The organism is Salinisphaera sp. (assembly GCF_002729955.1).
GTDB lineage: Bacteria > Pseudomonadota > Gammaproteobacteria > Nevskiales > Salinisphaeraceae > Salinisphaera.
Genome location: NZ_PBYA01000032.1, coordinates 12,065 through 27,101 on the forward strand (window position 1 = coordinate 12,065; position 15,037 = coordinate 27,101).

A 15,037-nucleotide genomic window follows, 5' to 3' on the forward strand; every position below is an offset into this window, starting at 1 on the left:
CCTATCTCCACCATTGGCAAAACCGCACGCATACTCGGCATGTCTGTCGACACGCTGCGCTATTACGAAAAAATTGGTCTGCTACCCCCTGTTGCACGGGATAGTCAAGGACGACGACATTTTGCAGCGCGAGACCTGCGGCGTCTGCGTTTCATCCAACGCGCCCAACGCTGTGATTTCTCTCTAGACGAAATCAGGGTCTTGCTCGAATCACGAAGCTGCCGCGACGCTGCCCGGCCTGAGGTTGCGCGTTTGACCCAGCAAAAACTAAGGGATGTCCAAGCTCGGATAGCCGAGTTGAATCTGCTTCAACAGGAACTCGGAAACCTATTGCAACGATGCGAAGCCAGCGATCAGGGTTGCCCAATAATTGATCGGTTCGACGCTCCGACCAAGTAATCCCAATAACAATAATTTTGAGGCGCTAAATAATTCTTGACCTGGAGTCAACTCCAGGTCCTACGCTCTTTCGCAATGGTTCTCTATGCACAGCCCACAACAGGCTGAGGGCCAAAGACAAGGAGCCGCCTATGCAAACCACTACGCTTAACATCATTGGCATGCATTGCGATGGTTGTGTGCAAATTGTGAAGACCGTTATCGAGCAGCAACCCGGCGTCAGAGGCTGCTCGGTTTCATTAGAAGTACACGAGGCGCGCGTGGCACACGACGCAGCGGAATCATCCTCCGATGCCATTGTGGAGGCCATACGAAAAGCTGGCTACACCGCCATATTGAATCACCCCGGGATTACCGGAGGCTCGTGGTTTTGAGTCACGCCGCTTTGGCGGACTCGGAAAGTGTGGCATAGAAGTCTTCTTCAGCCTCGGCCGGCGGGATATCGCCGATCGGCCCGAACAGGCGCTGCTGATTGAACCAGTCGATCCAGTCCAGTGTTGCGAACTCGACCGCTTCGAGATGACGCCACGGGCCCATCCGGCGGATGACTTCCGTCTTGAACAGCCCGATTACGGTCTCGGCCAGGGCGTTGTCATACGAGCTACCAACGCGCCCGACCGAGGGCTTGATGCCGACCTCAGTCAGCCGCTCGCTGTAGCGAATCGACAGATATTGGACACCGCGGTCGGTATGTTGAATCAGGCCCTTGGCGGGTTGCCGATCATGGATGGCTTGCTCGAGCGCATCGAGTACGAGACTCGTGTTGGGCGCGCTCGATGCACGCCAGCCGACGATGCGTCGGGCGTACGCGTCGATGACAAAGGCGACGTAGACAAAGCCGCGCCACGTCGCAACGTACGTGAAATCCGCCACCCAGAGCTGGTTGGGCGCATCCGCCGTGAAGTCCCGACGGACGTGATCCTCGGGGACGGCCTGGCGCGGGTCAGCGCGCGTCGTGCGAGGCGCACACCCGCGGGTGACGCCCTGTAGGCCCATATCCTGCATCAGACGCTCGACCGTGCAGCGGGCGACCTGCCATTGGTCTCGCTGTAGCTGGCGCCAGACCTTGCGCGCCCCGTAAACGCACTTGTTGGCCTCCCAGGTCTGCTGAATCGCCTCACGCATTCGGGCGTCGCGCTGTTGGCGAGCGGATCGGCGCTCCGGATTCGCTTGTCTCAATTTGGCGTCGTGGTACGTCGACGATGCGATCGGCAACACCGTGCAGATCGGCCCGACACCGTAGACGTTGCGGTGATCATCGATGAAATCGATCATCACTTGCCTCGGCGGTCGAGCTCCGCCTGGGCAAAATATGCGGATGCCTTGCGCAGGATCTCGTTGGCACGCTTGAGCTCGCGATTCTCGCGCTCGAGCGCCTTGACGCGCTCGCGCTCTTCGGTGGTCTGGCCATCGCGCAGACCGCGATCACGTTCGGCCTGGCGAACCCAATGGCGCAGCGTCTCAGGTGTGCAGCCGAACTTGCCGGCGATCGAGCCGATTGCGGCCCACTGCGAGGCGTACTCGCCCTGATGATCGAAGACCATCCGGATCGCGCGATGACGGACTTCCGGGGAATAACGTTTGCTCTGTTTCATGGCTCCAGTTTCTCAAGAGTTGGAGCCTCCGACGAACCCGGGGCGATTCAATATCCTCGACGTCATAAGCGATGGCAGACCTGTCATTTCTCGCACTCGCTGCGAGCTTGGGCCTGCTTGGCTTCGTAGAGCCCTGCTCGGTTGGAAGCCATCTCCTTTTTTTAAAGTATTTAGATCGGCTACCAGTCCGCGAACAGCTGTATCAAACACTCCTATTCGCTCTGGTACGTGCCGCGTTAATGGCTGGACTCGGCGTACTCGCGGCGACGATCGGCGCGCAACTAGTAGCCTTTCAGCACGGCTTATGGATGGCTCTAGGTAGCCTTTACTTCCTACTAGGGCTAACTTACTTGGCTGGCGGTACGCCGTGGCTTACCCGCCAAAGCGACCGACTGCTGCCGCGCGTACCGACGACATCCAGTGGCGCCGCGCTCGGCGTGTTGTTCGGCTTCAATATCCCTGCTTGTGCTGCCCCGTTGCTCGCAGTCTTAATCGGCGGCGCCGCAGCTCAAGTCGCCTCCGGGGGCGGAATAGCCTATGGCGGCGTGTCCCTGTTCATCTTTGGACTCGCGTTGTCCAGCCCGCTTGTGCTCGCGGTGCTCACCCGACGTGGACGTCGGTTGTTGAATACGATCGCGCGATTCGCTGCACGGATGCCCCGCATCACGGGCGCAGTGCTCGTTCTGCTCGGGGTCTGGTCTATCGGACTGGCGTTGTAAGGACGTGTGTTGCGAGCGCCCATCGATACGGCCCTCATTTCGACACGAAAATCGCCCGTGAAGCGCATATGCATACCGTGATTCTGGAAACCTCGTTGGTTAGTCCGGCCTGCGGACATCAGGCCCAGGAAACCGTGCCAGCCGCCGCCAGTCAGTACTTTTACGAGTGCGGCGGCTGTGCAGTGCATTGCTGCGTCCCGGAGCTGATAACTGTTGCGTGTACTGCTCTTACGGACCGATGCCCTGTCTTACTAGTACGGCAGGCCGGCAACTGCTCACGCTGGGACGAACACGCGTCGGACCGCGCCATCTCCCTGAAGAGGTGATGCCATGAACGAGGCAACCGCAAAATCCGACCAATTCCACCCACGGAGCGAGGAAACCGCCGGTGATTCCGGCATCCGCCGCGTACGCGCCCACATCGGCGGGCTGCATTGCTCGTTGTGTACCGGCACCATCGAGCGAGCGCTGAGGGCCAAGCGCGGCGTGCAACGGGTGGCTGTTAGCCTGACCCACGAGCAGGCGCTCGTGGAATACGACAGCGGCGAGACCGACGCCGCCACCCTTATGGGCACCCTCCAGCAGATCGGCTATACCCTGAGTGACCCGCGCAAGGTGGAACCCTTCGAGCGCCAAGAACAGGCGTTGGCGCTCGAACGCAACCGCTTCTTGGCAGCGCTGACACTGAGTCTGGCTGCGGTGGGTCTGATCGTCGATACCACCAGCGCTTGGACTCTGGGCCTGTCAGCGCTGGTCTACATCAGTTTGATCGGCTTTGGCTATGCCGTGCTGCGAGGCCGCGGCCACGCGATCGCGCTGGCCGGCAGCGCCGTTCTCGCCGCCGGCGGAATGATCCTGTTTGCGCTGCGCGTGAGCGGCATGCTGGCCGACTACGAGCCGATGCTGGTCGCGGCGCTCGCACTCGTCCTCATGTTCGGGCTGGCCCGGCATATGTTGGTCATGGCTGTTCAGGCGCTGCGCCGTGGCATCCTCAATCAGCACGTCCTCGTCGAAATCGGTGCTTTCGCTGGCTTAATAGGCGGCGCGATAGGGCTGGTAACACAACCGCCGGGTTATCCGACCGCAGCGTTTTTCGCGGTTTCGGTGATGGTGCTGACCTACCATTTGTTTTCCGAATGGCTATCGCTGATCGTCAAAACGCGTAGCGCGCAGTCGGTCAAACGACTGCTGGATCTGCAGCCGGAAACCGCACAAGTGGTAACCGAAGATGGCGAGCAAGAGCGACCGATCACGCAGGTTGAAGCGAACATGCAGGTCCGCGTGCGCCCAGGCGAGCGCATTCCGGTCGACGGCGAGGTAATCGACGGCAGTTCTGCAGTGGACGAATCGTTGATTACCGGCGAGCCGATGCCCGTGGAAAAAGCCGCCGGCGATCAAATCGTCGGGGGCGCCATCAACAATAATGGAACCTTGCTGATCCGGGTTACTGCAGTCGGGGACGAGAGCTTTCTCCATCAAGTGATATCCAGCGTGGAAGACGCCCGTGCGCTCAAGCCGGGGTTGCTGCATATCGTCGATCGGGTGCTACAAGTTTATACGCCTACGGTACTCATGATTTCCGCACTCGCGTTTCTGGGCTGGATCCTCGGCCCGCTAGCCTTCGGCGTCGATGCCGAACTCCAGCGAGCTATATTCGCAGCACTCACAGTGCTGGTAATGGGCTACCCCTGCGCGGTCGGCATATCTGCGCCCCTGTCGATCGTGCGTGGCGCCGGTGAGGCCGCAGACAAGGGTGTCTTGATGCGTACCGGGGAGGCCTTCCAGGCCTTGCGCAAGATCGATACCGTGGTGTTCGACAAGACCGGCACCCTAACCGAAGGCCGGCCGGCAGTGCGTTCGATTCACGGCATCAACGGCAATGACGACACCCTGCTGGCCTTCGCCGCTGCGGTGGAAGCTGCCTCGGAGCATCCGCTGGGCCGGGCAGTCGTGGAGGCCGCGCTCGAACGTGGGCTGGATTTTCCGGACGTCGAGGACTTCCACGCCGAGTCCGGCCGCGGTGTGACGGCGTGGGTTGACGGCGAGTCCGTGCGAGTCGGCAGCCCGGCCTTTCTAAGCAGCGCCGGGATTGCCTTGGACGTTTTGCAGGAACGTATCGACGCTGCCGAACAACAGGGCCACACAGTGGTCGTCGTAGCCCGCGGCGATCGGTTGCTTGGTGCAATCGCGCTCGGTGACGCGTTGCGCGCCGATACTGTCGATACCATAGCCCGGCTGCATGGCGTGGGCATTCGCACTGCGATGCTTACGGGCGACAATGAACGAACCGCACGGCATATCGGCCAGCGCGCCGGCATCGACGACGTGTATGCAGGGGTCCTCCCCGATCAGAAGGCCGAGCGCTTACGCGCCATGCAGCGCAACGCACGTCTTGCGATGGTCGGCGATGGCATCAACGATGCACCGGCGCTCATGCAGGCCGATATCGGTATCGCCATGGGCTCAGGCACCGACATCGCCATCGATGCGGCTGATATCATCATTTTGAACGGTCAGCTCGGGGCAGTGATCACCGCCTGGGAAATAAGCCGGTGGGGTTATCGCAAAATGCTGCAGAACGTGAGCTTGGCCTTTTTGTTCAATGGCATCGGCATTCCATTGGCCGCCACGGGCTTGATCTATCCAGTCTGGGCCATGGTGGCCATGGCTGCCAGTGTAACCGCGATCTTCGTCAATTCGCTTTGGCAGCGGCCGGCAATGTTCTTCGATGCCGTTGCGAGCGTAGACGCTTAGCGACATCTGAACTCAGTAATGGGTCTCTATAAAAACGTAATATTAACCGGGCTTTGTCATATAGCTATGCGCAACCGCTAACTGACCTTCTATCGACGGCGGTTGGTGTCGGGCGCGCAAGGCGCGGAGTTCTGCAGGTTGGTATCGGCTGGTCGCGCTGATCACGGGCTTAGCGGCGACTGTCATCTGGATCGCCCGATCCAAGCTTTGATCACCCAGGCGAGCTTTGACTGCACACATCTGGAAACCGGCCACATAAAAGGATCGAAGCCATGAGTTACATGTACGAGGGTCGGGCCATTTCCAATAGACGCCGTATTGCTCGCGCCGCTCGTCGCAAAAAATAATGACCCCGTACCCCACTCCGGGTATTGTTTGCGGAAGAAGTGTGGCTTATATTCGCATTGTGAAAGTCCACTTGCTCCACGTGCTGATCGTGATGCTGGTATTCACCAGCGTGCTGGCCAGTCCAGCAGTTATGGCGTGGACAATGCCGGCTGAGGCTGCGGCAAGTGACTGCACGTTGTGTAAGGCTGACACCACCAATTCGCAGCATTCCACAGCAGCGACTTCTACTTGCGCAATCGCCATCTGCGGCATGATGGCTGATGTCGGGCATGATCCTGCTGGGGTTACACCTCAGCCATCTGCGTTCCCCACGTTTCATATCGAAACGCATCTGGGGCGCCAACTCGAAGGGCCCGACCCTTTCCCGCCTCGAGCTTTCCACGTTTGATCTGATCGACGCCTGAGGGCGTCACGAATCTCGGCTGAGCCTGTACATTCCGCGCTCCTGCGGTCTGTTCTGGCGCGTCATGCGACCAACCCATTCTGTCGTATGCGCGCCAAACGGCTCTCCGGCTCTCTAGATCCCGTGGAGTTATCCCATGATCCAATCACGCAAAGCGAGCATGGCGCGCCTGACGCTTATGCTTGTCCTTTTTGTCTCGACCGGCGTGGCTATAGCAGCGCCTGTAACGGCCCGCCTCTACCACAACCCCGGCTGCATGTGCTGTGAGCAGTACGCCGACTATCTCGGTAACAAGGGGTATGACGTGGAAGTGCTCGACACCGACGATATGGCGGCCCTGAACAGAAAGCACGACGTAGAACCAGCGTTGTCGTCCTGTCATACCACCCTCATCGGCGACTACGTCGTCGTCGGTCACGTGCCCGAGCCGATCGTCGCCAAATTGCTGCGCGAAAAACCCGATATCCGCGGTATTACGCTGCCGGGGATGCCAAGCGGCTCGCCGGGCATGCCTGGCAAGAAGAGCGAACCGTTCGTCATCAAAACACTGGATGGAGACGTTTACACGACGTATTGAACCTGTGTGCACAAATTACCGAGGTAAACAACGATGAAAAGCTGTCATTCCGAAGAATCGACTTCGTCATCCGACTCCCGTCATTTGGCCAGACGATGGCTTGAGCCACGCAGCATCCTTGTGGGCGGCCTCGCCGCCGCGGCGCTCGGCCTCTTATTCAACTGGAACTGGGTGGTGGCTGTCGGAATCGCGCCGCTGCTGTTCACCCTGCCCTGCATGCTAATGATGGGCTGGATGATGTGGAGCATGCGGCCGAAGCCTACTGACGATGCAACGGCCCGGCAGGAGCCAAACAAGCAGACCCGTTATTTAGAGCAGACCGCGCCGTCGAGCGCCCCTTCTGCACAATCCAAAGAGGACTAACCCATGCATACAAAAGTAAAAATAATTATCGCCGCCGCCCTGGTCGCGGCCGTACCAGCCGTATTCGCTGCCGCGCAAAGCGACGACAGCCAATCGGCGTCCGGGAACCATATGGGGCACATGATGCAAGGCCAGGACGGCAAGGGCCATGGCATGGGCATGATGGGGGATGGCGGCATGCCCATGATGAAAATGATGGGTCAGATGAACGACATGATGGAAACCTGCAACAAGATGATGCAGAGCAAAATGGAGAACATGGACGGCCCGGACGGCTCGGCCGAGAAGGGCTAAACACCAACACGCCGGCGGCCATCCGCTGTGAGGTCGCCGGCCTCTTCTTCATCGAACAGGAGTACGAAAATGAGCCTACGCCTAGGCGATACCGCACCGAATTTCACCGCTGATACCACTGATGGCGAGATCGATTTCCACGAATGGCTGGGGGACGGCTGGGGCATGCTGATGTCACATCCGGCCGATTTCACGCCGGTGTGCACCACCGAGTTGGGTGCCGTCGGCGGCCTCAAGGAAAAGTTCGCCAAGCGCAACGTGAAAGCCATCGTGGTGTCGGTGGATTCGGTGGCGGACCACAAGCGCTGGTCATCGGATATCGAGGAGACTCAGGGTCAGGCCGTGAATTTTCCGATCATCGGCGATTCCAACCGCCAAGTCGCGGAACTTTACGACATGATCCACCCGAACGCGGGCGACACCTCCACGGTGCGCAGCGTCTTCGTCATCGATCCGAACAAGAAGATCCGCATGACGCTGACCTACCCGAAGAGCGCGGGCCGCAACTTCAACGAGATCCTGCGCGTGATCGATTCGCTGCAGCTGACCGACAACTACAAGGTCACCACGCCGGCGAACTGGCAGGACGGCGACGACGTGATCGTCTCGCCCGCGCTGTCCAACGAGGAAGCCGAAAAGCACTTCCCGGACGGCTGGAACGAGCTCAAGCCCTACCTGCGCATGACCAAGCAGCCGAACAAGTAAGCGGCTAGCCCACCTCGCTGCCCCGGATACGCACGATTCGCCGTGTTCGGGGCTTTATCAGCCTGTCGGATGCAACCCGCAATATGCGCAAAGAAACTACGCAAACGCGCGCGTGGCCCGGTAATTGGCTAGATATTAGCGGTGGTTGCCAGGAGACAGAATTGTGAAAATATTCGCGACTTTTTCGTCAATGCTGCTAGCGGTTTTCTTCTTCAACATCGCGAGTGCAGCGCAACAGTCCGGCCCCGGCCGAATGGGTGAGGGTGGAATGATGAGCAGCGGCTCAATGATGCAGTGCAGCATGATGGGCGGACCCATGATGATTTTCGGGTTGCTCTTCCTACTGCTCATCTTCGTGATGCTCGTGCTCGCTACCCTGTCACTTGTGAAATACCTGCGCAGCACACGCAATTAGACCGGAAGTCCTTTGTTATTTGCCGCAGTGAATCATTGAATGGCCACTTCCCATGTTTATAAACCCGTCGATAAATCCGGTCGCGTTTTCCATCGGGCCTCTGGAAGTGCACTGGTACGGCCTGATGTATCTGCTGAGCTTTCACGTCGGCTGGGCTTTGGCTGTTCGCCGAACGAAAATGGCGCATATAAACTGGTCAAGCGAAGAGGTCGGTGACTTCCTAGTTTATGTTGTGCTCGGCGTCGTGCTGGGCGGTCGCCTCGGTTATGCGTTGTTTTATCAGCCAGGCTATTTTTTCGTCCATCCGCTACATGTGCTCTATGTCTGGGACGGCGGCATGTCGTTCCACGGCGGCATGCTCGGCGTGTTTGTTGCGTCTGGCTGGTTCGCTTGGCGTACCCAAAAGCATTTCTTCGATGTTACTGACTTCATCGCACCGATCGTGCCCATTGGGCTGTTCTTTGGGCGCATCGGCAACTTCATCAACGGCGAGCTGTACGGACGCGTCACAGATGTGCCGTGGGCGATGATTTATCCGTACGTCGACAGGTTGCCGCGTCACCCGTCGGAGCTTTACGAGGCGTCTCTTGAGGGGCTGGCGCTGTTCGTCATTCTTTGGATAGTTGCGCGCAAGCCACGCCCGCGCATGGCGATCTCAGGCGCGTTCCTACTGGGTTATGGCTGTTTTCGGTTCTTCAGCGAGTTCTTCCGGCAGCCGGATCCGTTTGCGGGCTTCGTGGCGTTCGGCTGGATGACGCTCGGACAGGTCTATTCAGCGCCAATGATCGTTGCAGGTCTGATCCTGATTTCACTGCCTTATTTGCGACCCAGACGCGATTCGCACCACATGCCAGTTTCTAGCCCTCGGGGTATCGGCCAAGTCAGCACGACACATCATGATGAATAGCCGAAACCGCGACCGATGAGGAATCGCATGAAGCGTATCGATCAATCACGCCGAAGGCTTCTCGGCCGTATCGGCGGCCTCGCAGGCGTTTCGGCTCTATCACCCACGTTCTTGCTTGCCGGCTGCGACAATGAAACGATCGCAGGCAGCGACGTGCCTGCGTCGGCCCATCCTAACGTTGAACAGGGTCCGTTTGACGTCGACTTTCGGCTGAGCGCCCAATCGGGCACGGTGCCCATACTGCCCGGGACGCCCAGCGAGGTCTGGCATTACAGAGGGGCCTTGGCCAAAGGCCCGCCAGATACGCTCGCGTCCCTCGGCGAAAGCTATCCCGGACCGCTGATTCGGCTGCGCCGTGGCCAGCGTATTCGCGCCCGGCTGGAAAACCGACTTCCCGAAGACACCACAGTCCACTGGCACGGCCTGCACGTACCGCCGAATGTCGACGGCCAGCCGCGCCTGCCGATCAAGCCGGGCGAATCCGCGACCGTCGCCTTCGACGTGGACGACCGGGCGGGGTTGTACTGGTATCATCCGCACCCGCACGGACCCAACGGCGGGCGCGTCGGCTTTCAGAGCTATGCCGGGCTTGCCGGCCCCTTGATCATCGAGGACGAGACCGAACGCGCGCTCGATTTGCCCGTCGGCGAGCAGGAAATGGTTCTGGTACTGCAGGACCGCAGTTTCGCCGGCGACAACGAACTGACCTTTGTTGGCGGCATGGGGTCGATGATGCGCGGTTTTTTAGGCAATCGTGTTCTCGTCAATGGCCGCCCGCCGGAAACCCGCGAAATCGGCCCCCAGCCTTATCGCCTGCGAATTCTCAATGGCTCAAACGCGCGTATCTACAAGCTGGCCTGGAGCGACGGCCGGCCGGTGACCGTCATCGGCACCGGCGGCGGGCTACTCGCTGCGCCGCAACGATACCCTTACGTGACCCTGGCCCCGGCGCAGCGGGTCGATCTGTGGGTGGACCTGTCCGAAGCCAGAGTCGGCGATCAACTCGCCCTTGTCAGCGATCAGTATCGCTCCGGGATGATGGGCGGCATGGGTGGCATGGGCGGATCCGGGTTACCCGCCGGTGCTCGATTCGAACTGTTGCCCCTGCGAGTCACGCATCGCGCGCACGGTGGGCAGCCGCTGCCCGAGGTCTTGGACAGCGGCCTGAAAACGCCGCCCGTCACCCCGGATACACCGATACGAACCTTTGATCTGACGATGAAAATGATGCGCGGCTTCGCCATCAACGGCCGCCAATTCGAAGGCACGACCGTGGCCGATGAGGAAGTCGTAGCCTTGGGCGACACCGAAATCTGGGAGTTCGTCAACGCCAGCATGATGCCGCACCCCATGCATGTGCACGGTCTGCAATTCGCGGTTATCGAACGCAAACGGATCGACCGTCAGCGCGGCTGGTCGGGACTCGAGGCGGGGCTGGTGGACGCCGGCCAGCACGATACCGTGCTGGTGCTCCCCGGCGAGCGGGTACGCATCGCGCTCACCTTCACCGATTTCGACGGTCTCTATCTCTATCACTGCCACAACATGGAGCACGAGGACAACGGCATGATGCGCTATTACCGAGTGCGCGCGTGACGGATTGCTCGCGAAACCCCGTCGTCGCCGAGTACGCTCGCCTCGCCGGCGGCTACGATGCGAAGTGGTCGTTCTATATTCAGGCGACTACGCGCGAGACACTCGCGCGTCTGGTTTTGCGTCCACAGGATCGCGTGCTCGATATCGGCTGCGGTACCGGCGCCCTGCTCCAGCGTCTTTGCGCGATCCACCCGGCCCCGCAACTCTGTGGCGTCGATCCGGTGTTCGAGATGCTGGCTATGGCGCGCCGCAAGCTATCGTCTGCCGTCGATTTACGTCAGGGGTGGGCCGAACGACTCCCCTTTGCCGATGCGCAATTCGACGTCGTCGTATCGTGCAGCGTGTTTCACTATCTCTACCGCCCTGACAAGGCACTGGCCGAGATCCACCGGGTTCTTCGGCCCGGTGGTCGACTGGTCATCACGGATTGGTGTGGCGACTACGTCATGTGTCGTTTGCTCGACCGATACCTGAAACTGACCGGCCGTACCCACGGCCAGGTTTATCGAGCGCAGGAGCACTTAGAACGGGTTGAAAGCGCCGGCTTCGCTACGGCCGACGTGCACCAATACAAAATCAACTGGTTATGGGGACTTATAACCGCTCGCTTTGCTCGAACGCGAGTTCAGTCCATATGACATGTCTCTATCGGATCATATGAATATGGAAATGACCCAAAGTCTGCTCTGGCTTTGTCTGGCGCTGGCGGCGATCGGTCTGCTCGTGCTGGCCTTTGCGTTGCGGCGATTGGTGGCAGCCGCAAACAACCGTTCAGCATCGGGCGCTTGGCTGCTGGCGGCCGGCGGCGTACTGACCGCCGGCCTCTTCGTCATCGATAGTGTCATTCTGTGGTGTCTTATCGAATATAGCTTACTGGGGATCGATTTCAGCAGCGAGGGACTGCGCGCTCTGATGGCTCAGGCCGGGTTCTGGGCGCCGTTAGCCTCTATCGGCTTGATGGTACTTCATTCCTTTGTTCCGTTTCCGGCCGAAGTGATCGCTATCGCCAACGGCATCGCTTTCGGCCCTTGGCTCGGCGTGGCGATTACCTGGATTGGTGCAATGCTCGGCGCGATCGCGAGCTACGAACTCGCACGCGGTTTGGGCCCTGCCGCGCGGCAACGTCTTATCCCTATTCGTTACAGCGCTCGCCTGGATACGTTTGCATTGAACATCGGTATCGCGCCGCTGCTCATAGCGCGTGTTTTGCCTATCGTGTCGTTCAATCTGATCAACTACGCGGCAGGACTCGCCGGCGTGCCACGCTTGTTATTCATCGGGACGACCGGGCTCGGCATATTGCCGTTGACCGTGCTCAGCGTATTGGTTGGCAGTCAAGCGCTGGAGCTGCCTCTTTATATATGGATTGTTGGCAGTGTCGTCTTGCTGCTTTTGCTGGTAGCAGTCCGCTTTGCCCGGCGCGCGATTAAAAGGCACAACCCGAAACGACGGACCGGGACCTCAGCGCGATATGACGCGCGCAGCGACGCACCGCAATGACGATCTGGACGAATATACTGCTCGCCACGGCAGCCGGCGTGCTTCTCAATCTCACACCGTGCGTACTGCCAGCGCTGCCCATCAAGATACGCAGCATCGCGCGCGTGGTCGGCAACGGCGCTCGCCAACGCGCTTTGGCCGGCGCGGCATTGCTGGCCGGGACGCTGACGTTCTTTGGCGGTCTGGCGCTGGCGACGGCGTGGCTGAATTGGACTTGGGGCACGCTGTTCCAAGCCACCTGGTTTCGTGCGGCCATGGCGTTCCTGCTCGCTTGCCTCGGGGTTTACAGCCTCGCGGGACGTGGCGTACAGCCGCCGCAATGGGTTTATCGACTCCAGGGCAACGGCTACGCAGAACCTTACTTTGCCGGTTTCCTGGCTGCGGTCTTGTCTGCGCCCTGCACAGGGCCTTTCCTGGGCGGCGTCATGGCGTTTGCTCTCACTCAGGCGCCGAGCACGATTTTTGTGTTGTTCATCGCGGTGGGCGTTGGATTGGCCCTGCCCTATCTCGTTCTGTTGACACATCCTGGACTGCTTACACGAATACCGCGCGGCGGCGCGTGGTTATTGCGCGTGCAGCAGGTTATGGGTTTGATTCTTCTGGCCGGCGCAACTTTTTTCGCGACTACCGTGCTCGCGGAGCGTGTTAGCACCCTGCTATGGACGGCTTGGCTCGGTGCCGTGGCTTTCTGGTTGATCCGGTCATTGGTTGTTGGACCCGGATTTGGCGCGCGTTTGGTATCGGCGTTGGTCTTGGTGGCGGGCGTGGCCGGCGGCGTCACGCTCGGCCTTGAGGAAGAGGCCGGCGCGCGCCATGAGTTGCCTTGGCAGCCGCTAACAGAGCGCGCATTGATCGAGGCCCGCACGGCCGGCGCGCCGGTGCTTGTCGAGTTTACGGCGGACTGGTGCATCAACTGCAAGGTTCTGGAACAAACCGTGTACGCGGACATCGCGATCGCGCGAGCCGTCGATACAGCCGGCATGCACGTCCTCCGTGCCGATCTGACGCGGCCGGACGCTGCGCTGGACGCTTACCTGCGCTCCTTCGGTGGGGCCGGGCTGCCCTTCGCCGTCATCTTGGCCCCGGATGGCACCGTGCACCGACGCCTACCGGATTTATTTACCGTAAACACCTTGAAAACAGCCATTGAAACCAGTGGGGAGCAGACGCGTGTCGACTAGCAAGACTTTCGTACTAACTTGGCTGTTGCCAACATTCATCGCGATCGTGATAAGCGGGTCTTTTCTTTTCTGGCAATGGACTGTGCCGACGACGGAATCCGATGAGCAGTCACTGACCAGCCCTTCGGCTGCTGATAAACGGGATAGCAAACGAGACGTCGTTGACTTTTATGCCGCATCAGAATCATCGGTGGCCGCGCAATCGGACCCCGCTCGAACACGGCAATTTAGCGCGGCTCACGTGAATCTACAGGCATCACGCGAAGCCGATACGATCAAAATAGAACTCGAAATCGATTCGGGATGGCACATCAACGCCAATCCTGCGTCTTTTGATTTCCTCATACCGACCGAGATTGAAGTACTTGCGGGTCGCAGGATGTTATCTACTAAGTTTGCATACCCATCTGGCGATGAACTCGACGTTGGCCTTGAAGAACCGATTCGGGTGTATTCAGGCGACGTCGACTTGACAACCACTCTGGAGGAAGCAGCGTCCGGATATAAACATACCGTTCAAGCCGTGGTACAAGCTTGTAATGACTCGGGGCTTTGCCTCCCACCCTCAACAATCACTACATCAATTCCTGACACAATGGATTCATCGCTACCTTGAGTCGGCTAGACAGCTCAAAAGCCATTGATGCTGGCAGCGCCAGCAACACGAGCCAAGATAGGCGCAAACCGGCATAAATCGTCTTGCGCCCTAGCGCCGCCTGAGTTGGCTGATATCGAAAACCAATATTTGCGCGAACAAAAATGTCAGCCAAAAACTGTTGTCAACGTAGGCTATTTTGATATAGTTCAATACATGCGTGCTTTCCTAGTTCTGGTTTTGCTGCTGCAGGCTCTGGTCGCCCAGGCGGGCGTGCCAGGTATATCCTGTCTGCACAACTCTGAGCACGCGAGCGCGGGAAAATCCGCGTCTATTTCTACGAGCCCAGGTGTTACGGTCAGCGAGCACTCGCACGCGACAAAGCACCAAACGGGCAGTGGCGACTCCCCATCCCATGATCGGTGCTGCTGCACCTTTATGGGTCACTGCTCGTCAAGTGCGGTTGACACCAGCTTCCCAACTGATGCGCTGTCCCCCCCTGCGGCGCTCTTGGTAAGCCGTGCGCCTGTTTCGGCCACACCTGGGTTCGAATATCCCCCCTATCGCCCGCCGTCTATTAGCGTCTAATTGAAGCTTCCGGTGCATTGGCCGTGCATCGAACATCAATAAAGACGGTGGTTGCAGCTTCTGCGAAGTTATCCACAAGGGTTTGTCGAGCGGCATTT

At 59.4% G+C, this 15,037-nt stretch carries 16 protein-coding genes, 1 pseudogene and 1 other annotated feature; of the genes and pseudogenes, 16 read left to right on the top strand and 1 reads right to left on the bottom strand.

Annotated features, from left to right (window positions below; translation table 11 throughout):
• The first annotated feature begins 12 nt into the window (after window positions 1–12).
• Both CMN27_RS09205 and CMN27_RS09210 read left to right on the top strand, forming a co-directional pair.
• Window positions 13–399: a MerR family DNA-binding protein gene (locus tag CMN27_RS09205; RefSeq protein WP_293626045.1), complete on the top strand. Its 387-nt coding sequence runs from the start codon at window positions 13–15 to the stop codon at window positions 397–399.
• A gap of 131 nt (window positions 400–530) precedes the next feature.
• Window positions 531–773 carry a heavy-metal-associated domain-containing protein gene (locus tag CMN27_RS09210; RefSeq protein ID WP_293625791.1) on the top strand — a complete coding sequence of 81 codons (243 nt, stop codon included), beginning with the start codon at window positions 531–533 and terminating at the stop codon, window positions 771–773.
• A gap of 1 nt (window position 774) precedes the next feature.
• Here the strand turns inward: CMN27_RS09210 and CMN27_RS09215 are convergent.
• A protein-coding gene (locus CMN27_RS09215; RefSeq protein ID WP_293625792.1) for an IS3 family transposase occupies window positions 775–1,994 on the bottom strand; the annotation gives its coding sequence in 2 pieces (ribosomal slippage) (window positions 775–1,709 and window positions 1,709–1,994; 1,221 coding nt in all).
• Window positions 1,600–1,716: a sequence feature (AL1L pseudoknot), on the bottom strand. It overlaps the preceding gene by 117 nt.
• Before the next feature lie 71 nt (window positions 1,995–2,065).
• Between CMN27_RS09215 and CMN27_RS09220 the strand changes: the two genes are divergently transcribed.
• The 14 genes and pseudogenes from CMN27_RS09220 (at window position 2,066) to CMN27_RS09280 (ending at window position 14,372) form a co-directional block, all read left to right on the top strand.
• The gene (locus CMN27_RS09220; protein WP_293625794.1) at window positions 2,066–2,713 is read left to right on the top strand and encodes a cytochrome c biogenesis protein CcdA; all 648 of its coding nucleotides are present in this window, start codon (window positions 2,066–2,068) and stop codon (window positions 2,711–2,713) included.
• Window positions 2,714–2,781: 68 nt separating this feature from the next.
• Window positions 2,782–3,047, top strand: a pseudogene (locus CMN27_RS17435) (GDCCVxC domain-containing (seleno)protein).
• Window positions 3,044–5,467, top strand: coding sequence for a cation-translocating P-type ATPase (locus tag CMN27_RS09225; protein ID WP_293625795.1), 2,424 nt, complete (start codon window positions 3,044–3,046; stop codon window positions 5,465–5,467). The pseudogene CMN27_RS17435 and the gene CMN27_RS09225 overlap by 4 nt, the downstream one beginning before the upstream one ends.
• An 887-nt stretch (window positions 5,468–6,354) precedes the next feature.
• The gene (locus CMN27_RS09230; protein ID WP_293625796.1) at window positions 6,355–6,795 is read left to right on the top strand and encodes a DUF411 domain-containing protein; all 441 of its coding nucleotides are present in this window, start codon (window positions 6,355–6,357) and stop codon (window positions 6,793–6,795) included.
• Between the two features lie 33 nt (window positions 6,796–6,828).
• On the top strand, window positions 6,829–7,158 hold the full coding sequence (locus CMN27_RS09235) for a hypothetical protein (RefSeq protein ID WP_293625797.1): 330 nt from the start codon (window positions 6,829–6,831) through the stop codon (window positions 7,156–7,158).
• 3 nt (window positions 7,159–7,161) lie between these two features.
• Entirely contained in the window at window positions 7,162–7,452 is a 291-nt protein-coding gene (locus CMN27_RS09240) for a hypothetical protein (RefSeq protein ID WP_293625798.1), read from the top strand.
• A gap of 69 nt (window positions 7,453–7,521) precedes the next feature.
• Window positions 7,522–8,157 carry a peroxiredoxin gene (locus tag CMN27_RS09245; protein WP_293625799.1) on the top strand — a complete coding sequence of 212 codons (636 nt, stop codon included), beginning with the start codon at window positions 7,522–7,524 and terminating at the stop codon, window positions 8,155–8,157.
• Window positions 8,158–8,320: 163 nt separating this feature from the next.
• Window positions 8,321–8,572, top strand: coding sequence for a hypothetical protein (locus CMN27_RS09250; RefSeq protein WP_293625800.1), 252 nt, complete (start codon window positions 8,321–8,323; stop codon window positions 8,570–8,572).
• A gap of 52 nt (window positions 8,573–8,624) precedes the next feature.
• Window positions 8,625–9,479, top strand: a complete 855-nt coding sequence (gene lgt, locus CMN27_RS09255) for a prolipoprotein diacylglyceryl transferase (protein WP_293625802.1) — start codon at window positions 8,625–8,627, stop codon at window positions 9,477–9,479.
• A 282-nt stretch (window positions 9,480–9,761) separates the two neighbouring features.
• Window positions 9,762–11,075 carry a multicopper oxidase family protein gene (locus tag CMN27_RS09260; protein WP_293625804.1) on the top strand — a complete coding sequence of 438 codons (1,314 nt, stop codon included), beginning with the start codon at window positions 9,762–9,764 and terminating at the stop codon, window positions 11,073–11,075.
• On the top strand, window positions 11,072–11,713 hold the full coding sequence (locus CMN27_RS09265) for a methyltransferase domain-containing protein (RefSeq protein ID WP_293625806.1): 642 nt from the start codon (window positions 11,072–11,074) through the stop codon (window positions 11,711–11,713). The genes CMN27_RS09260 and CMN27_RS09265 overlap by 4 nt, the downstream gene beginning before the upstream one ends.
• Window positions 11,714–11,738: 25 nt before the next feature.
• Complete coding sequence (locus CMN27_RS09270; protein ID WP_293625808.1) at window positions 11,739–12,575, top strand: VTT domain-containing protein; 837 nt, start codon at window positions 11,739–11,741, stop codon at window positions 12,573–12,575.
• A complete protein-coding gene (locus CMN27_RS09275) occupies window positions 12,572–13,756 on the top strand; it encodes a thioredoxin family protein (protein WP_293625809.1) in 1,185 nt (394 codons plus the stop codon). Before CMN27_RS09270 ends, CMN27_RS09275 begins: the two co-directional genes overlap by 4 nt.
• Complete coding sequence (locus tag CMN27_RS09280; RefSeq protein WP_293625810.1) at window positions 13,746–14,372, top strand: protein-disulfide reductase DsbD domain-containing protein; 627 nt, start codon at window positions 13,746–13,748, stop codon at window positions 14,370–14,372. Before CMN27_RS09275 ends, CMN27_RS09280 begins: the two co-directional genes overlap by 11 nt.
• Window positions 14,373–15,037 lie beyond the last annotated feature (665 nt).

Coding starts and splice junctions, on each gene's coding strand:
- CMN27_RS09210 (WP_293625791.1), top strand. CDS start 531: ATGCAAACCACTACGCTTAACATCATTGGCATGCATTGCGATGGTTGT.
- CMN27_RS09220 (WP_293625794.1), top strand. CDS start 2,066: ATGGCAGACCTGTCATTTCTCGCACTCGCTGCGAGCTTGGGCCTGCTT.
- CMN27_RS09225 (WP_293625795.1), top strand. CDS start 3,044: ATGAACGAGGCAACCGCAAAATCCGACCAATTCCACCCACGGAGCGAG.
- CMN27_RS09230 (WP_293625796.1), top strand. CDS start 6,355: ATGATCCAATCACGCAAAGCGAGCATGGCGCGCCTGACGCTTATGCTT.
- CMN27_RS09235 (WP_293625797.1), top strand. CDS start 6,829: ATGAAAAGCTGTCATTCCGAAGAATCGACTTCGTCATCCGACTCCCGT.
- CMN27_RS09240 (WP_293625798.1), top strand. CDS start 7,162: ATGCATACAAAAGTAAAAATAATTATCGCCGCCGCCCTGGTCGCGGCC.
- CMN27_RS09245 (WP_293625799.1), top strand. CDS start 7,522: ATGAGCCTACGCCTAGGCGATACCGCACCGAATTTCACCGCTGATACC.
- lgt (WP_293625802.1), top strand. CDS start 8,625: ATGTTTATAAACCCGTCGATAAATCCGGTCGCGTTTTCCATCGGGCCT.
- CMN27_RS09270 (WP_293625808.1), top strand. CDS start 11,739: ATGGAAATGACCCAAAGTCTGCTCTGGCTTTGTCTGGCGCTGGCGGCG.
- CMN27_RS09275 (WP_293625809.1), top strand. CDS start 12,572: ATGACGATCTGGACGAATATACTGCTCGCCACGGCAGCCGGCGTGCTT.